The organism is Bariatricus massiliensis (assembly GCF_900086725.1).
Lineage (GTDB): Bacteria > Bacillota > Clostridia > Lachnospirales > Lachnospiraceae > Allocoprococcus > Allocoprococcus massiliensis.
The window spans coordinates 1,122,702-1,147,464 of the sequence record NZ_LT574837.1 but is presented as its reverse complement, the minus strand read 5'-3'; the positions used below and the strand labels follow the sequence as shown (position 1 = coordinate 1,147,464).

Below are 24,763 nucleotides of genomic sequence, written 5' to 3'. Positions count from 1 at the left end.
AAGCGTGAAGCCCCCCTCAAGATGAGATATCCCTACGAAAGTAGTAAGACCCCTTGAAGACGACAAGGTAGATAGGGCAGAGGTGGAAGTGCAGCAATGTACGGAGCTGACTGTCACTAATCGGTCGAGGGCATAACCAAGAGGTAGGAAGGGAAATGGATGAATGATTAGATTTGTATGCGGTTTTGAAGGTACACCGAAAGCAACTTAGTGAATGTGAGCCGAAAGGCGAAGCATGAGCTTAGTGCGAGGTGGTTTGCGAACCTTAACGAGGTATTTCCGAGTTTAGCCCCGCGAACGTACCTTAGCAAGGCCCGATGGCTCAGTTGGTTAGAGCGCCGCCCTGTCACGGCGGAGGTCGTGGGTTCGAGTCCCATTCGGGTCGCTGATATTAAACACTTTGTGTATAATATCTACATATATTGTGGGATCATAGCTCAGCTGGGAGAGCATCTGCCTTACAAGCAGAGGGTCATAGGTTCGAGCCCTATTGGTCCCATATATATGCCGATGTGGCTCAATTGGCAGAGCAGCTGATTTGTAATCAGCAGGTTATCGGTTCGAGTCCGATCATCGGCTTGCATCGAACAGCTTAGCGAAACGATGTAAAGTAACAAATAATTTGGATGGATTCCCGAGTGGCCAAAGGGGGCAGACTGTAAATCTGTTGGCACCGCCTTCGAAGGTTCGAATCCTTCTCCATCCATTGTGCATTTTACAAAAATGTGCTATAATAATTGAATATCGCGGGATGGAGCAGTCTGGTAGCTCGTCGGGCTCATAACCCGAAGGTCGTAGGTTCAAATCCTGCTCCCGCAATCAGATTAGTAAACTGTGCTTTCTAATCTTAAAACGCCCAGATAGCTCAGTCGGTAGAGCAGAGGACTGAAAATCCTCGTGTCGCTGGTTCGATTCCGGCTCTGGGCATTTGTCCTGTAGGACAAGTAATATTTGAATGGAGCATTAGCTCAGTCGGTAGAGCACTTGACTTTTAATCAAGTTGTCCGGGGTTCGAATCCCCGATGCTTCATTGAACCAAGAATCTATAACTTTTCAGTTATAGATTCTTTTATGATATAGGAAATTCTTACCAAATGCTATAGGAGGATATATATGAAATCATCAGTTGATTTGGATAAATTATTAATGAACATCAACCGGAGAAGCTATCCGGCATATAAAGATTTGAAGGGCAGTTATCAATTTCCCGGGTATCAGCTGAATATTGATCATGTGCAGGGAGACCCCTTTGCGGCCCCCTCCAAACTTAGTATACAGGTGAAGAAAAGTCAGGCTGGTTTTCCTGAGTCAATGTACAAAAAGGATTACAGAAGGATTGCGCTGCAGGATTATTTGACAAGGCAATTTGGAAAGGCTGTCTCCGAGTATATGTTTCAGGCGAAAGGCTCAGGAAAAAGCGGTCTTATCGGTATCAGCAGATGTGGACAGGAAATATTGGAAAGAACGGCTTTTGAGATAGACAATGGAGATTTGCTGGTACGCTTTGAAGTCGGATTTCCGGCAAATGGCAGGACAATCAATTCGTTTGAGCTAAAGAAAATTTTGTTTGATTATCTGCCAGAAGCTGTGAAGAAATCACTTTATTTTAAAAACTTGAACGTGAATGAAGTAAATAGGGTCATAGAGCTTTCGGAGGATCAATATACAATACGTGAAGAATTGAAGAGAAGAGGTCTGACGGCTTTTGTGGCAAATGATTCCATACTACCGAGGGAGAGTGGTGTATCCCAGCGCCCGATGAGAAATGCGGTAAAGTTTATGTCGCCTAAAAGTATGGAAGTAGAGTTGGAACTTCCTTACCGGGGAAAAATTAAAGGAATGGGAATCCCGAAAGGCATCACTTTGATTGTAGGCGGGGGCTATCATGGAAAGTCTACTCTGTTAAAAGCTTTGGAGCAGGGAATCTACAATCATATAGCGGGTGATGGCAGAGAGTATGTGGTTACTTGCGATTCAGCAGTTAAAATACGGGCCGAGGATGGGCGTGCGGTTTCTCACGTTAATATCTCTCCGTTTATTAATGATCTGCCAAATAAGAAGAATACGGTCGACTTTTCTACAGAGGATGCGAGTGGTTCTACTTCACAGGCCGCAAACGTTGTGGAGGCTGTCCAGTCGGGTGCGGAGGTGCTCTTGATCGATGAAGATACCTGCGCTACGAACTTCATGGTAAGGGATGCGCTTATGCAGGCTGTAGTCTCAGGAGACCAAGAGCCTATTACACCCTTTACTCTGCAGGCAAGAGATTTATATGAAAAACAAGGTGTGTCGGTCATCTTAGTGGCAGGAAGCTCCGGTTCTTACTTCTACATTGCGGATAAGGTCCTGCAGATGGACAATTATCATACTTATGATATCACCGATAAGGTGAAGCGTGTGATTCAAGATGTAAAGAGTGACGCGGTAGAAAAAGCGCCGGTATCTGTAAATATTCTTTTTGAAAAACAAAAAAATAAACGAGTATTTAAAGCAAGAAGGCTGGAAAAGAAAAGAGATCAGGTTAAGATTAAGCAGTTTGGAAAAGATAGTTTTTCTATCGGGAAAGAGAACGTTGATCTAAAATATGTGGAGCAGATATTGGATTCAGAACAGACTACAGCGCTCTCGTATTGCCTCAAAATCTTGTTAGAACAGATGGAGGTAAAAGAACAGGATGCAGGACAGTGTATAGACCGGCTTTGGAAGCAGATACAGGAGCGGGGGCTTCGGTCTCTTTGTACCGGATCTTATCTTCCGGTTTCCATGGCTCAAATCCGCAGGCAGGATATTTATGCATGTCTGAATAGATATAGAGGTATATTAATATAGCATTCGGAGGAAGAGAGTGTGAAAAAGACTGGAAAACTTCTTGCCGTTTTCTTAACGGTTTTCATTTTAACAGGGACAATAGCGGAAGCGGCGGATACAAAGGAAGATGCGCCTGTGGATATGACGGCAACGGGAATTGTACTCACTGATGCTGAAAGGGAAGGGAAGACAGCTGAGGAGATATATGCGCTTGAGGCGGCGAATGAGGAGACTGCGACTCAGAATGCATATAATATGGCAATAAGCTCCAATGGCTTGACAGGCTGGCCTCAGGGGCCGGCTACATACGGAGAAGCGGCTATTGTAATGGAGGCAGAAAGCGGAGCTATCCTATACGCAAAGAATATAGATGGAAAAGGATATCCGGCCAGTATCACTAAGGTGCTGACCGCGTTGATAGCGCTGGAGAACGGAGGCCTCAACGATAAGATAACAATCACACAGTCCTGTATTGATTTTCTTGAATACGGGGATGCTCATATTGGCATGACTACCGGTGAAGAAATTACTTTGAACGATGCCCTTCACGCGCTGCTTTTGGCGTCGGCAAACGAAGTGGCCTACGCCATAGGAGATAATACCGGAGAAGGTTATGAATGGTTTATCAACCAGATGAACGCACGGGCGAAAGAGCTTGGCGCGCTCAATTCTAATTTTGTAAATACCAATGGGCTGAATGATGAGAACCACTATACGACGGCCCGTGATATGGCGTTGATTACGCGGGAGCTTTATACGAAGCACGAGGAGTTCAAGACCATATCACAGACATTACAGTACACCATCCCGCCCACGAATCTCCAGCCGGAGAGCCGGATTTTCCAGCAGAAGCATAAGATGTTCTATGAGAGTAATGAATATTATTATCCTTATGTGACGGCGGGAAAGACAGGGTACACAGAGCAGGCTATGAATACTTTAGTCACTTGCGCGGATGATGGTAATATGAAGTTAATCTGCGTGGTACTGAAGACACATGGAAGGAATGTGTATACGGATACAAAAGCCTTGCTGGAGTACGGTTTTGCTAATTTTCATAAAGTAAATGTTAAAGAAAATGAAAAGTCAAAAGATTTCAAAGAAATAGACAGCAATTCATATGTGGTTCTGCCGGAAAGCGTGACCTTTGCGGATTTGAAACCAGAGATTATCACGGAGAGCAGTCAGGCAAAAACAGGAATCGTGAATTATTCTTATGAGGGGAATACACTGGGAAGCGCCAACGTCACTTTTAGTCAAGCGTATCTGAAAAAAAATGCGCCTCAGGTGGAAGTGAAGGAGACAAAGAAAACGACAGAAAAAGGTATAAGCCTTCCCACATGGGTCAAGTGGCTGGCAATTGGCGTTGTTGTTGTATTTTTCCTGCTCTTTCTGTGGTTCTGTTTTGCACTTTATGTTAGGAAAAAGCGTAAGGAGCAGCGGAAAAAAAGACAAAAAAGACGGCGGAGACGGCGGTAAATGAGGAAAATGCGAGAAACCCTTGACTTTCCAAGGGTTTCTTTATTATAATAATAGGGCATATAGGAAAAACTATGACGAAGACAGTAGGTTATATTTCAAAGTCAAAGCGAGCCGGTGATGGTGTAAGACCGGTACGAGTAAAATATATCTGAATATCACTTCCGAGTTGCAGTTACTGAAAGTTGCAGGAATTCAAGGCCGCAATGTATAAGTGCTGACGGTAATTTCCCCCGTTACAGGGAACTCATATGATAGTATGCAGTAACAGGTGGTTAACGAAGCTTTGGCTTTCGTCCTATTACGGGGCGGAGGCTTTTTTATTATATAGAAAAGTCCTTTGAACTTTCCTATATAACAAAAACCCTCCGGGGGATGCACACAATGTGCAGATGAAAGCTGCTTCGCAGCCGCACATTGGCGCACAAAGTGTACAAGTCCCTCATGAGTGAGGGATATAGGGAGTTGAAGTGGACTTGTCCACTTTGTTCTTTTATTACATCAAGAAAGGGGTACAACAATCATGTACAATAAAGTTTCTACAGATTTGAAGTTTGTAGACAGAGAAAAAGAAGTGGAAAAGTTCTGGGAAGAGCATCAAATTTTTGAAAAGAGCATGGACAGCAGAAAGGAAGGAGAGACCTATACATTCTATGACGGCCCTCCGACCGCCAACGGTAAACCGCACATTGGCCATGTGCTGACGCGTGTCATCAAGGATATGATTCCGAGATATCAGACGATGAAGGGCCACATGGTTCCGCGTAAGGCGGGCTGGGATACGCACGGCCTTCCGGTGGAGCTGGAGGTCGAGAAGCTCCTTGGCCTTGACGGGAAGGATCAGATTGAGGAATATGGGCTGGAGCCGTTTATTGACAAATGTAAAGAGAGTGTGTGGAAATACAAAGGAATGTGGGAGGATTTTTCTGCCACGGTAGGTTTTTGGGCCGATATGGAAGATCCTTATGTCACATACGACAATAATTTTATCGAATCTGAGTGGTGGGCCTTGAAGCAGATCTGGGAGAAGAAGCTTCTTTATAAAGGTTTCAAGATTGTTCCTTACTGCCCGCGCTGCGGTACGCCTCTTTCTGCGCAGGAAGTAGCGCAGGGATACAAGGATGTCAAGGAACGTTCTGCTATCGTGCGCTTTAAAGTAAAGGATGAGGATGCATATATTCTTGCATGGACGACTACACCGTGGACACTGCCGTCTAATATCGGTCTCTGTGTGAATCCGAATGAGACTTATGTGAAGGTGAAGGCAGCGGACGGATATGTTTATTATATGGCCGAGGCGCTTCTTGATAAGGTGCTGGGCAAGCTGGCAGAGGAAGACGAGCCCGCATATGAGGTGCTGGAGACTTTCACGGGAAAAGAGCTGGAATTCAAAGAGTACGACCCACTATTTACCTGTGCGGCAGACTGTGCCGCGAAGCAGAATAAGAAGGCATTTTATGTGACATGTGATACCTATGTAACACTGACTGACGGTACCGGCGTGGTACACATCGCTCCGGCCTTCGGTGAGGACGATGCCAAAGTCGGCAGAAATTATGATATGCCCTTCGTACAGTTGGTAGACGGCAAGGGCAACATGACAGAGGATACACCGTTTGCGGGTGTATTTGTGAAGAAAGCGGATCCATTGGTACTGAAGGATTTGGAGAAGCGGGGACTGCTCTTTGATGCGCCCAAGTTCGAGCACAGCTATCCGCACTGCTGGAGATGTGATACTCCACTTATTTACTATGCAAGAGAATCATGGTTCATCAAGATGACGGAAGTCAAGGATGACCTGATTGCCAATAATAATACGATCAACTGGATTCCTGAGAACATCGGCAAGGGCCGTTTTGGCGACTGGCTTGAGAATGTGCAGGACTGGGGAATCAGCCGCAACCGTTACTGGGGAACGCCGCTTAATATTTGGGAGTGTGAATGTGGACACCAGCATTCCATTGGAAGTATCGAGGAGCTGAAGTCTATGTCAGACAACTGCCCGGATAATATTGAGCTTCACCGCCCATATATCGACGAAGTGACTATCAAGTGTCCGGTGTGTGGAAAAGAGATGCACAGAGTGCCGGAAGTAATTGACTGCTGGTTCGACAGTGGCTCTATGCCGTTTGCACAGCATCATTATCCGTTTGAAAATAAAGAATTGTTCGAGCAGCAGTTCCCGGCGGACTTTATATCAGAGGCCGTAGACCAGACACGTGGCTGGTTCTACTCTCTGCTTGCCATTTCGACGCTGATTTTTAATAAGGCGCCATATAAAAATGTTATCGTTCTCGGCCATGTACAGGATGAGAACGGACAGAAGATGAGTAAGTCCAAGGGCAATGCTGTCGACCCGTTTGACGCGCTGGAGACTTACGGGGCAGACGCTATCCGCTGGTATTTCTATGTCAACAGTGCACCGTGGCTGCCGAATCGTTTCCACGGCAAGGCTGTTACGGAAGGGCAGCGTAAATTCATGGGCACATTGTGGAACACTTATGCATTTTTCGTACTCTATGCGAATATTGATGAATTTGACGCTACCAAATATACGTTAGATTATGAGAAACTCAGCGTTATGGATAAATGGCTCCTTTCTAAGCTGAATACGCTAGTGAAGGACGTGGACGGGAACCTTGGAAATTACCGGATTCCGGAGGCGGCAAGAGCGCTTCAGGACTTTGTGGATGATATGAGCAACTGGTATGTGAGAAGAAGCCGTGAGCGTTTCTGGGCGAAGGGCATGGAGCAGGATAAGATTAATGCGTACATGACACTGTATACAGCGCTTGTGACGGTGTCAAAGGCAGCTGCGCCTATGATTCCATTTATGACGGAGCAGATTTATCAGAATCTGGTGAGAAACATCGACGAAACTGCGCCGGAGAGCATCCATCTCTGCGATTTTCCGGAGGTCAATGAGTCCTATATCGATAAGGAATTAGAGGCAAATATGGATGAGGTCCTGAAGCTTGTCGTTATGGGCCGTGCGTGCCGGAACGCTGCGAATATCAAGAACCGCCAGCCAATCGGAAAAATGTTTGTAAAAGGTGTAAATAATCTGCCGGAATTTTATCAGGATATCGTAAAAGAGGAATTAAATGTAAAAGAAATAGAGCTGACTGACGATGTCCGTGCATTTACCTCATATACTTTTAAACCTCAGCTAAAGACAGTGGGCCCGAAATATGGTAAACTGTTAGGAGGAATCAAGTCAACGCTTACGAATCTGGACGGAAACGCCGCGATGGATGAGCTCAATGAGACTGGTTCTTTGAAGTTTGATGTGAATGGTCAAGAGGTTACCTTATTTAATGAAGACCTGCTGATCGATATGGCGCAGGCAGAAGGTTATGTATCTGAAAATGATTATGGAATCACGGTAGTTCTGGACACGAACCTGACAGAAGGATTGCTGGAAGAAGGTTTTGTAAGAGAAATCATCAGCAAGATTCAGACAATGCGTAAGGAAGCAGACTTTGAAGTGACTGACAAGATTAAAGTTACCTATGAAGGAAGCGATAAGGCGGAGGCTGTCTTTGCCAAAGCTGCAAAAGAGATAGGGGACGAGACGCTGGCAGTCAGTGTGGAGAAGAAAGCTCCGCAAGGGTACGTAAAGGAATGGAAGATTAACGGTGAGACCGTGACAATGGGCGTGGAGCGTTAAGTGCTCCGCCCATGATGCAGAAGGGAAGAATAGAATGTATAGTAAAAGATTCGAAAAAGAGCAGTTTAAGGCAGATGTAAAAGATAACGTGCGTACACTTTACCGTCGTACGATTGATGAAGCGACACCGCAGCAGATATTTCAAGCTGTTTCTTATGCCGTAAAGGAGGCAGTCATCGATGACTGGCTTGCGACACAGGAGACATATAAAAAAGAAGACCCAAAAACAGTGTATTATATGTCCATGGAATTTTTGATGGGCCGTGCATTGGGGAACAATCTTATTAATATGTCGGCGTACAAGGAAGTAAAAGAAGCGCTTGACGAGATGGGAATCGATTTAAACGCCATAGAGGATCAGGAGCCGGACCCGGCGCTTGGAAATGGCGGTCTTGGGCGTCTGGCAGCTTGTTTTCTTGATTCGCTTGCTACCCTTGGGTATGCGGCTTACGGATGTGGTATCCGTTATCATTACGGGATGTTCAAGCAGAAGATCGAGAATGGATATCAGATTGAAACGCCGGATAATTGGCTGAAGGAAGGATATCCCTTTGAACTGCGCCGTGATGAATATGCACGGGAAGTCCGTTTTGGAGGAAATATCCGAATTGAATATGATGAGAATGAGAAGCGGAACAAGTTCATTCAGGAGAACTATGAGTCTGTACTGGCCATTCCATATGATATGCCAATTGTTGGGTATGGCAACCATGTGGTCAATACGCTGCGTATCTGGGATGCGCAGGCCATCACGGAGTTTAAGCTGGATTCCTTTGACCGAGGTGAGTATCACAAAGCTATCGAGCAGGAGAACCTTGCCAAGAATATTGTAGAGGTGCTGTATCCCAATGATAATCACTATGCGGGTAAAGAGCTTCGTCTGAAACAGCAGTATTTCTTTATTTCTGCCAGCCTGCAGCAAATGCTCTGGAAATATAAAGAAAGACATGACGATGTGCGTAAGCTCTATGAGAAGGTGGCCATTCAGATGAATGACACACATCCGACGGTCGCGGTGGGTGAGCTTATGCGTCTTCTCATCGATGAGGAAGGTTTGAATTGGGATGAGGCGTGGGATGTGACAACTAAGACCGTGGCTTACACGAATCATACCATTATGGCGGAAGCGCTTGAGAAATGGCCGATTGATTTGTTCTCACGGCTTCTTCCAAGGGTTTACCAGATTATTCAGGAGATTGACCGCAGGTTTATCGAGAAAGTACGTCAGATGTATCCGGGCGACGAAGGCAAAGTGAAGAGAATGGCGATTCTCATGGATGGACAGGTAAAGATGGCTCATCTCGCCATTGTTGCCGGATTTTCTGTCAATGGGGTGGCAAAGCTTCACACGGAGATTCTCAAGCATCAGGAGCTCAGGGATTTCTATGAGATGATGCCGGACAAATTCAACAATAAGACGAATGGTATCACCCAGAGAAGGTTCCTGCTTCATGGAAACCAGCTCCTTGCGGATTGGGTTACCTCACATATTGGAGAAGGCTGGATTACCGATTTGAGCCAGATGGAGAAGCTGAAGGCTTTGGCGGATAATCCGAAAGCTCTTGCCGAGTTCATGGATATTAAATATAAAAATAAGGAGCGCCTTGCCGCTTATATATTAGAACACAATGGTGTGGAGGTCGATCCCCGTTCTATTTTCGATGTGCAGGTCAAGAGGCTTCATGAATACAAACGTCAGCTTTTGAACATTTTACATGTAATGTATCTCTACAATCAGATTAAGGAGCATCCGGAGATGCCGTTCTATCCGAGAACATTTATTTTCGGCGCGAAGGCCTCTGCGGGTTATGTCCGTGCAAAGCAGATTATTAAGCTCATCAATTCAGTTGCGGATGTGGTAAATAACGACAGAAGCATCAACGGAAAGCTGAAGATAGTCTTTATTGAAGATTACCGTGTGTCGATTGCGGAGCATATTTTCGCGGCGGCAGATGTGAGCGAACAGATTTCTACGGCCTCCAAGGAAGCGTCCGGTACCGGAAATATGAAGTTCATGTTGAACGGCGCTCCGACGCTTGGCACAATGGACGGCGCCAATGTGGAAATCGTGGAGGAAGTGGGGCTTGAAAATGCCTTTATTTTCGGGCTTAGTTCTGACGAGGTCATCAATTACGAGAACAAGGGTGGCTATAATCCGCAGGACATCTATTTCAATGACTGGGATGTCAAGAGAGTGGTAGACCAGCTGATGGACGGAACTTATTCGGGTGGAGACCACGACATGTTCCGGGATTTGTATAACTCACTTCTGAATACGCAGTGCAGCTCCAGACCGGATATGTATTTTATTTTAAAGGATTTCCGGGCATATGCGGAGGCTCAGAAGCGTGTGGAGGAAGCGTATCGGGATACACAGCGCTGGGCTAAGATAGCTCTTATGAATACCGCTTCTTGTGGAAAGTTTACTTCTGACAGAACGATTCAGGAATATGTGGATGAGATTTGGAAGTTGGATAAAGTGACGGTAAAAGTAGAAGAATAAGAAATAATATGATAAAACCTTTCATACATTGTTATGGGAGGTTTTGTTATGCGAAAATTTTTGAGACAGGCAGGGTATCTGCTTCTGATTATTATATTACTGCCCTATGTGATTACGGTTTTTATCAATGGAAATGGTTTGAACACGGGCATGGGGAGCAACAGTCCCTATGTCACCGTGAAGCGGGATAATAAGACGAAGCAGATGCCGCTTGCGGAGTATGCCATAGGTGTACTGGCTAAGGAAATCGATGCGGATATGGAGAAAGAGGCTATCAAAGCGCAGGCTGTCTTGATTCGTACAAGTATTTACAAGACCATTCAGGAAGAGGGCAGCAGTACCACGCTGACGAAAGGGTACTGGACAAGAAGCCAGATGGAGGATAACTGGGGTACCGGGGAATATGCGAAAAAATATGAAAAAATGAAAAAGGCGTGGGAGGAGACGGAGGGTCAAGTGCTGATGTATAATGGGAGCCTTGCACTGACGCCGTACCACAAGTTGAGCAACGGAAAGACGAGAGCCGGGAGCGAGGTCTTTGGCGTGGAGGATTATCCGTATTTGATGGTCAAAGATTGTCCGCAGGATGTGGAAGCCCCGGAAGCGATGACAACGTCCATGATTCAAGGGACAGACATGGAAGTGACGAAGACGGACAGCGCGGGCTATGTGACAGAGGTGCGCTGCGGGCAGGAGACGGTCAGTGGGGAAGAGTTCCGGGACACGTATCATCTGGCCAGCGCCAGTTTTACCTTGCAGCCCTTTGAAAACCAGATTCGCGTCACCTCTGCGGGAATCGGGCACGGTCTGGGGATGAGTCAGTATACGGCAGAAAAAATGGCGGAAGAAGGGAAAACATGTGCAGAGATTCTTACTTTTTTCTTTGAGGGAACGGCCTTGGAGGAGGTTGCGGAGATTGTCACAATGTAGTTTTCTGTGGATGCCTGTGGGTTGATTCGCAAATTGCATGACTGCTCGTTCAGGCATTGGCAAAAAAATATATTTAATTGGAATAAGGCGTACACTTTCTGGCAAAAATACAGTCAGAGGTGATAAATATGAATAAACAGCAGCGACCTTCCAAAAAGGGAAGAAAACAGGCGGCGCTGGGCCTGATAGTTTGTTTTGTAGCCGCCATTGCATTGACAGGTGCCTATACATGGAGCCATTATAAAGACAGAACACAAAAGGAACTTGAATTGGCGCAGGCAGAAGAACAAGCAAGAGAAGATGCACTACAAAAAGCATCCGAGGAAGCAAATAATATCGCTTCCAAAGCAGAAGAAAAAGAAACTGAAACTGACACAGAAGAAAAGAACACGGAAAATGCAAGTAATACCGCAGAGAACAGCACCAGTACTCAGACGGCTGGAAGCACAGGGCAGATTAATTTCTCAGAAGACGACCAGCTTCTATGGCCGGTGAACGGTAATGTAGTTATGAGCTTTAGCATGGATAAAACCGTCTATTTCTCAACACTCGATCAGTATAAGTACAATCCGGCACTCATTATTTCAGGAGCACTGAATGATAACGTCATAGCTTCCGCGCCGGGAATCGTAAAATCCATTGACGTACTCGCACAGACGGGCACAACAGTTACAATGGACATGGGAAACGGTTACGAATGCCTGTACGGTCAGTTAAAAGAAGTACCCCTGAAAGTCGGCGATTATGTAAACGCAGGAGATGTTGTAGGTTATCTCAGCGAGCCTACAAAATACTATAGCGTAGAAGGATGCAATCTCTATTTCGAATTGCGTAAAGATGGACAGCCCGTGAATCCCATGGATTTCATGGCAGAAGAATAATTAGACGGAAGAAAAGCCAAACAGAAAAATAGTCAGGCAATTATAGTGAATTGTAGAGGGGGACAGGTCCCAACGCGTTGGGACCTGTCCCCAATGAGGTAAAGTATGAATTATACATATATTGTACAGTGTCACGATGGCACGTTGTATACGGGATGGACCAATAATATAGATAAGAGAATGAGGGATCATAATGCCGGCAAGGGGGCGAAGTATACGAAGCCCCGCAGGCCGGTTGTTTTGGTGTATTTGGAGATGTTTGAGACGAAGGAGGACGCGATGAAGCGGGAGTATGCGATTAAGCATATGCGGAGGGCGGAAAAGTTAGAATTAACAAAAAAATACCGTCGGGACAAGGCGTAATGCCTGTGGTCTCCGGCGGTATTTTCTTGTGTGATGGATATGATATTACAGGAGTGAGTACATGAGGATAAAATGGCATGCGCTTCCGCCCATAACAAATAAGTGGAATATCTCATGACTGCCAAAATTCTTATGCTTGTTGTTGAAGATTGGCAGCTTTAACGCGTAAATAATTCCGCCTATAGTGTAAATGATACCCCCTGCTAAAAGCCAGCCAAATTCGGCACGTGTCAGAGAATTTAGAATCTGAGTAAAAGCCAATACGCAAGTCCAGCCCATCCCTATATATAGGACAGATGACACCCATTTAGGACAAAATACCCAGAATGCTTTGATGAGAATGCCGATTATGGCGATGCCCCAAACTAGAGCGAGCATCATATTACCTGTCTTGCCCTTCAACACTAAAAGGCAAATAGGTGTGTAGCTGCCGGCAATCAGAACAAATATCATCATATGGTCAATTTTTTTCAAGATAGTATTAACCTTTTCTGACAAATCTAATGTATGGTAAGTGGTGCTGGCGCCGTAAAGAAGAACCATGCTTAACACGTAAATAGTAAGAGAAATCAAGTAAATTCTGCTTGGCTCGTTGGCGGCCTTTATCAAAAGTGGGACTGCTGCAAAAATAGCCATCAACATTCCGATAAAATGTGTAATAGCGCTCCCAGGGTCTTTAATGTGTTTGTTCATGGTGAATCCCTCCTAACAAAAAATACAAAAGTGATATCATGTAGTAATTAAAACTACATTAAGTATATGAGTATATTACAACTTTTATACATAAATTGCAAGCTCTATTTCAAAAAATATATTATGCCATTTTAGAATAAAATAAATTAGTTCAGTAATTAACTTGTAATAATGTGAGCAAATTTTATATAATAGAAATAATATACAAGCGGATGGATGTGGTATGAATGAGAGTAGTCAGATTCAAAATATCTTTTATAATTTTGACAGTTCTAATGTGTGCGGCAAGCGTAGGCCTGCCAAGTCAGGCTAAAGAGAGAAGGAAGGTGACTGTACTTTTCCCGGCGGAGGAGGACAGCCTTTTATATGGAGTCAATGATGACGGGACGCCTACCGGAATGATGAGCGAGTATTTTGACGCGCTGGAGAAATGTACCGGCTGGGATATGGAGTATGTGACTGGAGATATGGATGAACTGTACGCAAAGTTCCTTGCAGGTGAAATCGACATTATGGGGACTGCCGCCTACACAGAGGAGCTGGTGCCTTACGTTGATTATCCTCTGATAGCGAGTGGGGCCAATTATACAGCGCTGGCGGCAAAAGATGACACCAAAGATATTGTTACAGGGGATATTACTTCTATTAATAATAAAACGGTGGCAGTTACCCAAAGGCAGCAACAGTCCGGCAAGGTAGACGAACTTCTAGCGTTTTGCAACGAAAACGGTGCACTCGTAAATATAAAAGTGTATGACAGCCATCAGGAGTATTACACCGCGGTGGAAAATGGAGAAGCCGACCTTATGATGGTTGGCAGCATGGCGATACCGTCCAATTTGCGGGAAATTCTTTGCTTTGGCGAGCAGCCGTATTATACGGTGGTATCAAAAGGCAGGGAAGAGATACTGAATGAATTAAATACAGCCCTATACACTATGCATAGAATGACTGCCGATTATGGTAACACATTATACCGTAAATACTTTTCAATGGAAAGTATGGACTTGGCCTTTGCATTTACAGAGGAAGAAAAAAAGTATCTGAGTGAGAAAAAAACGTTAAAAGCAGCAGTGACGAGACAGTTTACCGGAAAAGAAAAAATAGACGGACAGACAGAATACAGCGGTTTTATGATTGACGTGGCCCAGCGTTTTGGTGAGTATATCGGTGTAGATATAGAGTTTGTACTGGTGGACGGACAGGCAGGGGCACAGAAGGCACTGGCAGAAGGTGAAGCAGACTTTGCGCCGGCATTTCTGACTCTGCAGGGGAATACCAGCCCAGAGAAAATCACGCTCATTCCATATACAAATGTAAAAAAAGTAATGGTTGCTAATCTGGAGGACGAGACAGAAGATCGTATTCTTGCAGCCACAGGCGCTGAATTAGAAGGAATCAATAAGGGCGGCATAGCGCTGGGCGGATATGATGAGGTCCTCCCCTGCAACAGTCTGGAAGATTGTATTGACCAAGTTTATGAGGGAAAAGCAGATGCAACCTATATGGATATGTTCTCGGCCCAATACTATGTGATAACGAAAGGGTATTCCAATCTGACGGTACTGCTGAACGGAGAGAACTGTGGAGAACTGAATATCGGAGTTGCGAAGAATTGTGATGCCGAGCTTTTGACTATCATGGAAAAGGTTAAAATGTATACCGATGAGGATGAGATATCCCAAGTCATCCTGCAAAATGTGATTAACCAAAAATCCCAGATAACGGTCAAGGACTTTTTTAGACAGCATATGGCTGCAATCATAATCGTAGCGTGCGTCGCATTATGTTTCATAATCAGCTGTATCTACTGGGTCATTTATTCAAGGATGAAAAGGCGCAGTGCGGAAGCAGCAGTGAGAGAAAGGGAGGAGAATGAGAAACGTCTCAGCATAGCCCTGACAAAAGCCAATGCAGCGACAGTTGCCAAATCCCGTTTCTTGTCTAATGTGTCCCATGAAATGAGGACACCGTTGAACGGAATTATGGGAATGCTCACGCTTTTGGAGTCGGACGAAATGTCAGAACAGGCGGGAGAACACTTGAATCAGGCACAGATAGCAGCGGAACATCTGATGACACTGGTCAGCGATGTGCTCGATATGTCCAAAATTGAGACGAACGAGAGCCGGTTAAATAAAGAAATATTTGACATTCATTCACTTCTCGAGCAGACGCAGGCGATTCTTCAGATGCGGCTCAAAGAGAAAAAAATCAGATTAGACATCAAGGATGAGTCGCCGGTTCAAAAAATCTGGGGGGACGCGCCGAAAGTACGGCAGATTCTGCTCAATATTGTGGGGAATTCCATTAAGTTCCTACAGGTAGAGGGGATAATTGGCATTGAGGTGAGGCGGCTGCCTGATAGGGGAGACAGAAAGCTCTGGTATGAATTTGTCTGCTGGGATAATGGACCCGGAATCAGCGACGAATATATGGAGCATATATTCCAGCCGTTCACAAGGGCAAAGGAGGCTGAAGAAAACCAGATAAGGGGAACTGGATTGGGGCTTTCTATTGTGAAGGGACTCGTAGATTTGTTTGGAGGCACGATCGAAGTCGCTGGCACAGAAGGAGTTTGTTTTCACATACAGCTCCCGTTTGAGGAGATTCCGGAAAATATACAGCCCAAAGTGGACAAATCCCCTTCTTTGACATTAGGAAAAGAGGAAAATACGGCAGCAGGCAAGCACGTACTAGTCGCAGAGGACAACGAGCTGAATCTACAGATCATGGTAGAATTTTTGAAAATTCTCGAGGTTACGGCCGAGAGTGCAAGAGACGGAGAAGAGGCCGTCAAGAAATATGTGGAGCACCCAGCCGGATACTATGACGCTATTCTTATGGATATCCAGATGCCTAAATGCAATGGATATATGGCTGCTGAATTAATAAGAAAGAGTCAAAAAGAAGACGCGCAAACAATTCCGATTATTGCGACTACGGCAAATGCCTTTACAGAAGATATTGAAAAATCAAAAGCTGCGGGAATGAACGGTCATCTGGCTAAACCTCTAAATATAGAGATGTTAAAAAAAGTATTAAGCTAAAAAACAAAACGAGCAGGCGGATTCTTTTCCCGCCTGCTCGTTCATTATTCGTTACAAATCTTAATAGTTCTCAGCCTTTCTCTCAAAATAAGCCTTCGGATGAGCACATACCGGGCATACTTCAGGAGCTTCGTTTCCACTGTAGATATATCCACAGTTGTTGCACTTCCATCCCAGAGGAGCGTTATCCTTAAAAGTTTGTCCTGCGCGGAAGCTCTCTAATAATTTGAGATAGCGTTTTTCATGAGAAGCTTCTACCTCTGCAACAAGAGCGAACTTTTTAGCTAATTCGTCAAAACCTTCTTCTTTAGCTTCTTCAGACATACGTTTGTACATATCTGTCCATTCGTAATTCTCACCGGCTGCGGCATCTTCAAGATTCTCTGCAACATCACCGATTCCGTGGAATTCTTTGAACCACATCTTAGCATGCTCTTTTTCTTGATTAGCTGTCTCTTCAAAAATGTTTGACATCTGTACGAAACCTGCTTTTTTAGCTGCTGACGCATAGTACGTATACTTATTACGAGCCTGTGATTCACCGGCAAAAGCATCCATTAAATTTTTTTCAGTCTTTGTTCCTGCATATTTTGACATAATTAAATCCTCCATTTTATCTGATGTATTTTTAGAAAATTGGGACGAGGTAAGATTACACTTTCCCAGTCCCAATTCTAAGTCTAATTGCTTCTATAACTATATTTTACAAATCTTAGCCGAAGTATCTCTTAAGAAGTCCTTCGAAAGCTTTTCCGTGACGAGCTTCGTCTCTTGCCATTTCATGAACAGTATCATGGATTGCGTCAAGGTTAGCAGCTTTTGCACGTTTTGCAAGGTCGAACTTACCAGCTGTTGCGCCGTTTTCAGCGTCAACTCTCATCTCAAGATTCTTCTTTGTGCTGTCTGTTACAACTTCTCCAAGGAGCTCTGCGAATTTAGATGCATGCTCTGCCTCTTCGTATGCAGCCTTTTCCCAGTATAAGCCGATTTCCGGATATCCTTCTCTGTGTGCCACTCTTGCCATTGCAAGATACATACCAACTTCAGAACATTCTCCTTCAAAATTAGCTCTTAAATCAGCGATGATATCTTCACTTACACCCTGTGCTACGCCCACAACATGCTCTGCAGCCCATTCTCTCTCACCTGTCTGCTCTTTGAACTTTTCAGCCGGTGCTTTACAGATTGGACATTCAGCCGGTGCTGCCTCTCCTTCATGAACATAACCACATACTGTACATACAAATTTTTTCATAGTTTTAAATCTCCTTTTCTTTATTTAATTTATTGTTTTTAATATTAGTAATTGTTACTGATATTAAATTATCATATTTTTTCTTGGTTGTCAACAGTTATTAAAAAGTTTTTTCATTATTACTGTTTTTTCTTTTTCTTTACCGTTTTGTGTCACGAACGTGTTAAACATTCTCCGCATGTTCCGTAGAACAGAATAGTGTGTGATTCTATTCTACCATCAAAATTCTGGGAAGCGAGTTCATTGATTTCTTCTATATTATTGAAATCCATGTCGATTACACTTCCGCAGTCTTTACAATAAAAGTGATAATGAGGAATTGTCTGCGCATCGAACCGGTCTCCGCCGTCAGGAGTCGTAATTTTTACTGCCTCACCTAAATCAGCCAGCAGATTCAAGTTGCGGTATACGGTGCCAAGGCTGATGTTAGGAAATTCTGTCTTAACATGCATATATACGGTATCCGCAGTAGGATGGGACGTAGTCGAAGCCAAATATTCCTTGATTGCCTCGCGTTGCCTGCTGTATTTTAAAGTAGCCACTGAAGTCCTCCTTTCAATAATAGTAATAGTTATTAAAATCAATATAGTACAAAATATTTGAATTGTCAATAGGATTTCAAAATTTTTATTTGAAAGAAAATGAATAAAATATGGAGAATTGCCAATACTGTTAAAAGAAGTTGTAACAATTTGTAACAATTACAACACACAAATGACGAAAAATATAACCATATGAAACATTATGGCGAACGAAAATAAAGGCATTATGCTTGACAAAGACATATTTGATTGATATAATATCACCGTAACATATGTAACAATTCTGTAACAATTACAAAAGATAAGAATACATAAAGGAGGGAGATTTATGCATTCAAATCTTAGGAAAGGATTGTTCCTGGTTACACTATTAGGAGCAGTAGCAATTCCGGGGATACCGGCGGCAGCGGCGGATTCAAATACATCTGTATCCGATACTATGCCGGGAGTTGGAATTGAAGCGGTATTGAATGATTGTTATTCACAAAATAAAGAAATCAAAGTAGAAGATTATTTGGTGCCGACTAACAAGGGCGAGTATTTAGATATGGCATTTGCCAATGTCACTAGCTACTTATATATAAGAAGCGAGCCAACGAAAGAAAGTGAATGGGTAGGAAAACTTTACCCCGGGTATGCGGCCAAGATTACAGGCCCCGTCGGTGAATGGACACCGATTCGGTCGGGAGAAGTCACCGGATATGTAAAGACTGAGTTCATTACAACCGGAGGGGCGGCGGAAGAGTTCGCTGTGAATCTGGTAAATGAGGCCAAGAGCGAAGGGAAAGAAGAAGTATTCACTTATGCCGAGTCCAAGGAGCAGGAAGAAGCAAGGCTTCAGGCAGAGGCAGAAGCACAAGCGCAGGCGGAAGCAGAGGCAAGAGCAGCGGCAGAAGCAGAGGCAAGAGAAAAAGCCGGAAGTGGACAGGCTATCGTAGATTATGCCTGTCAATTCATAGGAAACCCCTATGTGTGGGGAGGTACTAGTTTGACAAACGGCGCAGACTGTTCCGGTTTCGTGCAATCAGTATTTGCACACTTCGGAGTCAGCATGCCGAGGACATCTTATGAACAGAGAAGTGCAGGAGTTGCAGTTAGCTACGAACAGGCGATTCCGGGTGACATCGTTTGTTACGATGGCCACGTAGGAATTTATATGGGTGACGGACAAATTGTCAATGCAATGAATCCGGCTCAGGGAATTGGCATCTCACCGGCAGCCTATACAACGATAGTGGCGGTCCGAAGAGTACTTTAGCAGAAGGTGTTTTCACAAATGTTTGAAATGTCAGACAAGAAAATCCGGGAATCTTATCCCGGATTTTTTATGTGTAAAAAATAATGTCGAAATATATAGGCAAAATGTACAAAAAAGTAAAAATTGGTATAATATGGTAAAATATAGTTATGAAGGTTATCCACACTAAATTATGAAAAAAACGTGGAAAAATCGCCATTATCAAAAAGTTATCCACGTTATCCACACAAAAACATACGTTTTTGGGGGATTACTCACCTCAAAAAAAGAACAAACGTTTTGGACAGAACACATAAAAATAGAAATTTGTCGAAAGATGGAAAGAAAGTTGTTGACATATAAGTAATCTAAATTAACATCAAATTGACTAGTTAATTCAAGTAATTTTACATGAATATAAGAAAAACATATAAAAATAATAACTGACATATTTATTTTATAGTTTTTGCGGTTGCTAATTCAAAAAAGAGGTATTATAATAATGAACATGTCAAATAACAAAGGAGGAGTAATAATGGCAGTAAAAGTAGATAAGACAATGTCTATTGGTGAATTGCTTGCTACCGCACCAGATGCAGCTCCGATTCTTATGGAAGTAGGAATGCATTGTCTGGGCTGACCGGGAGCACAGATGGAAACATTGGAAGAAGCAGCTATGGTTCATGGAATGGACGCAGAGCTGTTGGTCGAGAAAATCAATGCTTTCTTAAATGCATAGGTTATGCATATGATAAATCAAGAGGCTGTGATATTTCATAATATCAGGGCTTCTTTTTTTATTTCTTATGCGAATAAAAATAATATTGAATAGAACAATATGTTGTGTTAATATGTTTTGGTAATACAATTACTAGTATAGGGGATTGGGAATATGGAAGAACAATATTTTGAAGAGATGTGCGGGTTTTTGGAGACGCTGGCCCAGATAAAGAAAAATTTTACCGGAGAAGAATATAATCTGCAAAAGCTTTGGACAAAATACCGGGCGCTGCAAAGACCGGGAGTCAATGAAGAAGAAAAATTGGACATGCTCGTGCGTGCGGCCGCGGAGCTTACCACGCAGGAAGCACCACAGTGGGAGATGATAGCGGCCAGATTATTGATGTTTCAATTTACACGCGTATTGGAGGGCAATCTGCACCGTCTCTCTATTCATAGCTTTTACGAAAAATTAGTATATCTGACCAGCGAGGGTCTGTACGGAAGCTATATATTAGAAAATTATACAAAAGAGGAGATTGGTACCTTTGCGTCCTACATGAGGGACGCACGTAATGATTTATTTAACTATGCCGGATTAAAGCTCGTGCTGGAGCGTTATATTATACGCACAAAAAACGGGATTCAGATGGAGACTCCACAAGAAATGTTCTTGGGCATTGCCATGCACTTGGCAATGAAGGAGAGGAATAACCGGGCGGAGTGGGTGAAGCGGTTCTATGATATGCTGAGCCAGTTGAAAGTGACGATGGCGACTCCTACCATGTCCAACGCGAGAAAGCCTTACCACCAGCTGTCCTCCTGCTTTATTGACACGGTTCCCGACAATCTGGACGGCATTTACCGGAGCGTTGACAACTTTGCCAAAGTCAGCAAATTCGGAGGCGGTATGGGGATGTATTTTGGAAAAGTAAGGGCCAGCGGCAGTGCCATCCGCGGGTTCGAAGGGGCTGCCGGAGGCGTGATACGCTGGATACGCCTTGCCAACGACACTGCAGTGGCGGTGGATCAGCTAGGGATGCGTCAAGGGGCGGTAGCCGTCTATCTGGACGTGTGGCACCGGGATCTGCCGGAGTTTCTCAATCTTAGAACCAATAATGGAGATGACCGCCTAAAAGCCCACGATGTGTTCCCGGCAGTCTGTTATCCGGATTACTTTTGGGAGCAGGCAAAGGATAATATAGAAGGGGACTGGTATCTTATGTGTCCCCACGAGATACTGACAGTAAAAGGATATGCGCTGGAGGACTGCTTTGGCACAGAATGGAAAGAAAAATATCTGGACTGTGTGAAAGATGAACGAATCAATAAGAGAGTGATTCCAATCAAAGATATCATCCGCTTGGTTATAAAAAGTGCTGTGGAGACCGGAACGCCGTTTACATTTAACCGGGACCATGTGAACCGCATGAATCCGAATCAGCACAAGGGAATGATCTACTGCAGTAATCTATGTACGGAGATAGCGCAGAATATGAACGCTATAGAGCTGATAGAGCAGAGGATAGAAACGGTGGACGGCGAGACCGTTGTTGTGACAGTGACAAAGCCCGGTGAATTTGTTGTGTGCAACCTTGCCAGCTTATCACTTGGCCGAATAGAGGTGGAGGACAGCGGGGAAATAAAGGACATTACTGCTAGTGCTGTCAGAGCGCTGGACAATGTAATCGATTTGAATTTTTTCCCAGTGCCTTATGCAAAAATAAACAATCAAAGCTACCGCCCTGTCGGTCTTGGCGTCAGCGGATACCACCATATGCTGGCTAAAAAAGGTGTGGCATGGGAAAGTCCTGAGCATTTGGAGCTTGCGGAAAAGGTATTTGCGGACATTCACTATGCCACAATTGAAGCCAGCTCGCAAATTGCGGCAGAAAAGGGGTGCTATGCATATTTTGAAGGAAGTGACTGGCAGACCGGCGCTTATTTTAAAAAGAGAGGACTGACAGAAGGGCGCTGGGAAGAATTGCGCAAAAGGGTGGCACGCAATGGACTTCGAAACGGATACCTGCTGGCAGCCGCGCCGACAAGCAGTACCAGTATTATCGCGGGGACGACCGCAGGGCTTGACCCGGTCATGAACAGGTACTATCTGGAGGAAAAGAAGAATGGGCTCATCCCTCGTGTAGCGCCGGAGCTGTCTATGGATACGTTCTGGTATTATAAGAACGCCCATTATATAGACCAGACATGGTCGGTGAGAGCTTGCGGCATCCGGCAGCGCCACATCGATCAGGCACAGAGCATGAATCTCTATATCACCAACGAGTATACCTTCCGAAAGGTATTGAATCTATATATTTTGGCTTGGGAGCAGGGCGTAAAGACAATCTATTATATCAGGAGTAAGAGTCTGGAGGTCGAAGAATGTGAGGTATGTTCTTCATAACGGGCCTTGGGATATTATCGAAAATGGAGGAGAAGGATGGCAAACAAAAAATTAACGAAAAAACCGTTATTCAATCCGGGCGGCGACACGGATGTGTTGAAACGCCGGATGATTGGCGGCAATACAACGAATCTCAATGATTTTAACAATATGAAATATGGCTGGGTCAGCGACTGGTACCGGCAGGCAATGAATAATTTTTGGATTCCCGAGGAAATCAATCTTGGAGTGGACGTAAAAGATTATAGAAAGCTGCCAGAGCCAGAGCGGAGGGCATACGATAAAATCCTTTCATTTTTAATATTTTTGGACAGCATACAGACGGCGAACATCCCCAATATCGGGGAATATATCACGGCCAATGAGGTGAATCTTTGCCTGTCCATTCAGGCCTTTCAAGAAGCTGTTCACAGTCAGAGCTACAGCTACATGCTGGATACAATCTGCGAGCCGCAGGAGAGGAATGAGGTGCTGTATCAGTGGAAAGAAGACGAGCACCTTCTGGCCAGAAACGAGTTTATCGGGAGTTTGTACAATCAGTTCCGTGAGAAACAAAATGCCGAAATGCTGGCAAAGACTTTAATCGCCAGCTATATTTTGGAGGGAATCTATTTTTATAGCGGCTTTATGTTTTTCTATAATCTTGGAAGGAATAACCGGATGCCGGGGTCCGTGCAGGAAATACGGTATATTAACAGGGACGAAAATACCCATCTTTGGCTGTTCCGCAGCATACTTTTGGAATTGAAAAAAGAAGAGCCGGGGCTGTTTGGCGTCAAGGAAACAGAGGAATACCGGGCCATGATAAGAGAAGGATGTGAGCAGGAAATCCGCTGGGGACATTATGTAATCGGAGATCAGGTACAGGGACTCACGAAAGAGATGATAAGCGATTATATCAAATACCTTGGGAACCTGCGCAGTGCGAGTCTTGGGTTCGGCGCCATATATGAGGGACATGAAAAAGAGCCGGAAAGCATGGCGTGGGTGAGCCAGTTTTCAAATGCCAATATGATAAAGACCGATTTCTTCGAGGCAAGAAGCACCGCTTATGCCAAGAGCAGCGCACTGATTGACGACCTCTAATTCTTATCAAATATGCACAAAACAGAGACGGTGAAAGTGTACAATACCACTGAATTTACCAAAGATAATTGACATCCCAGTTTTAGAGAATTATAATGAAACTAAGATGTGAAACGGGTTTCACATGTTTAGGATGATTTGGGGGATGAAAATGACAAGTATCAGGGAAGTTGCAAAGATTGCAGGTGTGTCACCGTCCACGGTTTCAAGGGTCATGAACGGGACGGCGAAGGTGGATGAAGAGAAGCAGCAGAGAGTGCTGGCGGCGATAGAGCAGACGGGATTCAAACCGAATGAGCTTGCCAGAGCGCTTTTTAAAAAGTCGTCGAAAATGATTGGGGTGATTGTGCCGAATATAGAGAACCCATTCTTTAACGAGATGGCAAAGGCAATTGAAGAGGAGGTATTTCGGGGTGGATATAAGATGCTTCTCTGCAATTCCAATGACGATGGAGAGAAAGAGCTCGCCAACATAGAGATGCTGAGCCAGATGAAGGCGGACGGTATTGTCATCATGACGAATTGCGACAGTACCGGAAAAGCTATTGCAAATTGTGAAATCCCAGTGGTGGTAGTGGACAGAAAAGTCTCTGGTGGAGGCGAGATTGCCTACATAGAATCAAACCATTACGAGGGAGGGCGTATTGCCATGAACCACCTCCTGCAGTGCGGGTGTAAAAATATCGTCTGTATGCGCGCCCCGCAGGAGCTGTCAAGTGGCCGAAAGCGGTATCAGGGATATCAAGATGTCTGTAAGCAGTATGGAATCAAGGAGCAGTTTGTGGACTGTAAGTACAGTTATGACTCGGGGATTGAGGCGACAAAAAATATTTTGAAAGAATATCCGGAAGCGGACGGGATTATCGCCTGTAACGATATGGTGGCGGCTGCTGTTTATAAGATACTGCACAATGAGGGCCTCCGTGTTCCGGAGGAGATTCAGATTATCGGGTTTGATAATATTGTGTTCAGCAGACTTTTCACACCGGAGTTCACGACGATTGAGCAGCCAATTACGGACATGGGAACACTGGCAGCCCGGATTATTATTGAATATGTACAGGGGAAGCCGTTTCAAAAAGAAAATATATTTGACGTAACACTATTAAAACGTCAGACGACAAAAGTAAAGGAGTGAA

Annotated in this window: 17 protein-coding genes, 7 tRNA genes and 1 rRNA gene; 21 read left to right on the top strand and 4 right to left on the bottom strand. The window is 44.3% G+C overall.

What is annotated here, in order from left to right:
- From BN6465_RS11760 to BN6465_RS11690, 15 genes are all read left to right on the top strand, one after another.
- A 23S ribosomal RNA gene (locus BN6465_RS11760) occupies positions 1-140 on the top strand; the annotation flags it as partial.
- Positions 141-311: 171 nt separating this feature from the next.
- A tRNA-Asp gene (locus BN6465_RS11755) sits at positions 312-385 on the top strand.
- A gap of 41 nt (positions 386-426) precedes the next feature.
- Positions 427-499, top strand: a tRNA-Val gene (locus BN6465_RS11750).
- Positions 500-506: 7 nt separating this feature from the next.
- A tRNA-Thr gene (locus BN6465_RS11745) sits at positions 507-579 on the top strand.
- 45 nt (positions 580-624) lie between these two features.
- Positions 625-706, top strand: a tRNA-Tyr gene (locus BN6465_RS11740).
- Between the two features lie 39 nt (positions 707-745).
- A tRNA-Met gene (locus BN6465_RS11735) sits at positions 746-819 on the top strand.
- Positions 820-854: 35 nt separating this feature from the next.
- A tRNA-Phe gene (locus BN6465_RS11730) sits at positions 855-927 on the top strand.
- 30 nt (positions 928-957) lie between these two features.
- A tRNA-Lys gene (locus tag BN6465_RS11725) sits at positions 958-1,030 on the top strand.
- 83 nt (positions 1,031-1,113) lie between these two features.
- Entirely contained in the window at positions 1,114-2,829 is a 1,716-nt protein-coding gene (locus BN6465_RS11720; protein ID WP_066735102.1) for an ABC-ATPase domain-containing protein, read from the top strand.
- Positions 2,830-2,847: 18 nt separating this feature from the next.
- Complete coding sequence (locus BN6465_RS11715; RefSeq protein ID WP_066735099.1) at positions 2,848-4,287, top strand: D-alanyl-D-alanine carboxypeptidase family protein; 1,440 nt, start codon at positions 2,848-2,850, stop codon at positions 4,285-4,287.
- A 523-nt stretch (positions 4,288-4,810) separates the two neighbouring features.
- Positions 4,811-7,957, top strand: a complete 3,147-nt coding sequence (gene ileS / locus BN6465_RS11710) for an isoleucine--tRNA ligase (protein ID WP_066735097.1) — start codon at positions 4,811-4,813, stop codon at positions 7,955-7,957.
- Between the two features lie 34 nt (positions 7,958-7,991).
- Positions 7,992-10,460, top strand: coding sequence for a glycogen/starch/alpha-glucan phosphorylase (locus tag BN6465_RS11705; RefSeq protein WP_066735088.1), 2,469 nt, complete (start codon positions 7,992-7,994; stop codon positions 10,458-10,460).
- A 48-nt stretch (positions 10,461-10,508) separates the two neighbouring features.
- Entirely contained in the window at positions 10,509-11,390 is an 882-nt protein-coding gene (locus BN6465_RS11700; RefSeq protein ID WP_066735086.1) for a SpoIID/LytB domain-containing protein, read from the top strand.
- Between the two features lie 128 nt (positions 11,391-11,518).
- Positions 11,519-12,271, top strand: coding sequence for a peptidoglycan DD-metalloendopeptidase family protein (locus BN6465_RS11695; RefSeq protein WP_066735084.1), 753 nt, complete (start codon positions 11,519-11,521; stop codon positions 12,269-12,271).
- 105 nt (positions 12,272-12,376) lie between these two features.
- Positions 12,377-12,634 carry a GIY-YIG nuclease family protein gene (locus BN6465_RS11690; RefSeq protein WP_066735082.1) on the top strand — a complete coding sequence of 86 codons (258 nt, stop codon included), beginning with the start codon at positions 12,377-12,379 and terminating at the stop codon, positions 12,632-12,634.
- A gap of 45 nt (positions 12,635-12,679) precedes the next feature.
- Here the strand turns inward: BN6465_RS11690 and trhA are convergent, their stop codons facing one another.
- Complete coding sequence (gene trhA / locus BN6465_RS11685) at positions 12,680-13,327, bottom strand: PAQR family membrane homeostasis protein TrhA (RefSeq protein WP_066735079.1); 648 nt, start codon at positions 13,325-13,327, stop codon at positions 12,680-12,682.
- 227 nt (positions 13,328-13,554) lie between these two features.
- Between trhA and BN6465_RS11680 the strand changes: the two genes are divergently transcribed.
- On the top strand, positions 13,555-16,377 hold the full coding sequence (locus BN6465_RS11680) for an ATP-binding protein (RefSeq protein WP_066735075.1): 2,823 nt from the start codon (positions 13,555-13,557) through the stop codon (positions 16,375-16,377).
- A gap of 60 nt (positions 16,378-16,437) precedes the next feature.
- Here the strand turns inward: BN6465_RS11680 and rbr are convergent, their stop codons facing one another.
- The 3 genes from rbr to BN6465_RS11665 form a co-directional block, all read right to left on the bottom strand.
- Positions 16,438-16,974 carry a rubrerythrin gene (gene rbr, locus BN6465_RS11675; protein ID WP_066735072.1) on the bottom strand — a complete coding sequence of 179 codons (537 nt, stop codon included), beginning with the start codon at positions 16,972-16,974 and terminating at the stop codon, positions 16,438-16,440.
- Between the two features lie 115 nt (positions 16,975-17,089).
- Entirely contained in the window at positions 17,090-17,632 is a 543-nt protein-coding gene (locus BN6465_RS11670; RefSeq protein ID WP_066735069.1) for an NADH peroxidase, read from the bottom strand.
- Between the two features lie 152 nt (positions 17,633-17,784).
- Positions 17,785-18,174: a Fur family transcriptional regulator gene (locus tag BN6465_RS11665; protein WP_066735067.1), complete on the bottom strand. Its 390-nt coding sequence runs from the start codon at positions 18,172-18,174 to the stop codon at positions 17,785-17,787.
- Between the two features lie 328 nt (positions 18,175-18,502).
- Here BN6465_RS11665 and BN6465_RS11660 point away from each other — a divergent pair, with 328 nt between their 5' ends.
- From BN6465_RS11660 to BN6465_RS11640, 5 genes are all read left to right on the top strand, one after another.
- Positions 18,503-19,432, top strand: a complete 930-nt coding sequence (locus BN6465_RS11660; RefSeq protein WP_066735064.1) for a C40 family peptidase — start codon at positions 18,503-18,505, stop codon at positions 19,430-19,432.
- 514 nt (positions 19,433-19,946) lie between these two features.
- Positions 19,947-20,150: a DUF1858 domain-containing protein gene (locus BN6465_RS21605; protein ID WP_082891672.1), complete on the top strand. Its 204-nt coding sequence runs from the start codon at positions 19,947-19,949 to the stop codon at positions 20,148-20,150.
- A gap of 153 nt (positions 20,151-20,303) precedes the next feature.
- Positions 20,304-22,538, top strand: coding sequence for a ribonucleoside-diphosphate reductase subunit alpha (locus BN6465_RS11650; RefSeq protein WP_082891671.1), 2,235 nt, complete (start codon positions 20,304-20,306; stop codon positions 22,536-22,538).
- Positions 22,539-22,574: 36 nt separating this feature from the next.
- A complete protein-coding gene (locus BN6465_RS11645; RefSeq protein WP_066735061.1) occupies positions 22,575-23,624 on the top strand; it encodes a ribonucleotide-diphosphate reductase subunit beta in 1,050 nt (349 codons plus the stop codon).
- A gap of 151 nt (positions 23,625-23,775) precedes the next feature.
- Complete coding sequence (locus BN6465_RS11640; RefSeq protein ID WP_066735333.1) at positions 23,776-24,762, top strand: LacI family DNA-binding transcriptional regulator; 987 nt, start codon at positions 23,776-23,778, stop codon at positions 24,760-24,762.
- Position 24,763: the final 1 nt, after the last annotated feature.

Bases quoted from the DNA above. Each gene is read 5' to 3' on its own strand.
- BN6465_RS11695 (WP_066735084.1), top strand. From the start codon at position 11,519: ATGAATAAACAGCAGCGACCTTCCAAAAAGGGAAGAAAACAGGCGGCG.
- BN6465_RS11690 (WP_066735082.1), top strand. From the start codon at position 12,377: ATGAATTATACATATATTGTACAGTGTCACGATGGCACGTTGTATACG.
- ileS (WP_066735097.1), top strand. From the start codon at position 4,811: ATGTACAATAAAGTTTCTACAGATTTGAAGTTTGTAGACAGAGAAAAA.
- BN6465_RS11640 (WP_066735333.1), top strand. From the start codon at position 23,776: ATGACAAGTATCAGGGAAGTTGCAAAGATTGCAGGTGTGTCACCGTCC.
- BN6465_RS11700 (WP_066735086.1), top strand. From the start codon at position 10,509: ATGCGAAAATTTTTGAGACAGGCAGGGTATCTGCTTCTGATTATTATA.
- BN6465_RS11645 (WP_066735061.1), top strand. From the start codon at position 22,575: ATGGCAAACAAAAAATTAACGAAAAAACCGTTATTCAATCCGGGCGGC.
- rbr (WP_066735072.1), bottom strand. From the start codon at position 16,974: ATGTCAAAATATGCAGGAACAAAGACTGAAAAAAATTTAATGGATGCT.
- BN6465_RS11705 (WP_066735088.1), top strand. From the start codon at position 7,992: ATGTATAGTAAAAGATTCGAAAAAGAGCAGTTTAAGGCAGATGTAAAA.
- BN6465_RS11670 (WP_066735069.1), bottom strand. From the start codon at position 17,632: ATGAAAAAATTTGTATGTACAGTATGTGGTTATGTTCATGAAGGAGAG.
- BN6465_RS11660 (WP_066735064.1), top strand. From the start codon at position 18,503: ATGCATTCAAATCTTAGGAAAGGATTGTTCCTGGTTACACTATTAGGA.
- BN6465_RS11650 (WP_082891671.1), top strand. From the start codon at position 20,304: ATGGAAGAACAATATTTTGAAGAGATGTGCGGGTTTTTGGAGACGCTG.
- BN6465_RS11720 (WP_066735102.1), top strand. From the start codon at position 1,114: ATGAAATCATCAGTTGATTTGGATAAATTATTAATGAACATCAACCGG.
- BN6465_RS11680 (WP_066735075.1), top strand. From the start codon at position 13,555: ATGAGAGTAGTCAGATTCAAAATATCTTTTATAATTTTGACAGTTCTA.
- trhA (WP_066735079.1), bottom strand. From the start codon at position 13,327: ATGAACAAACACATTAAAGACCCTGGGAGCGCTATTACACATTTTATC.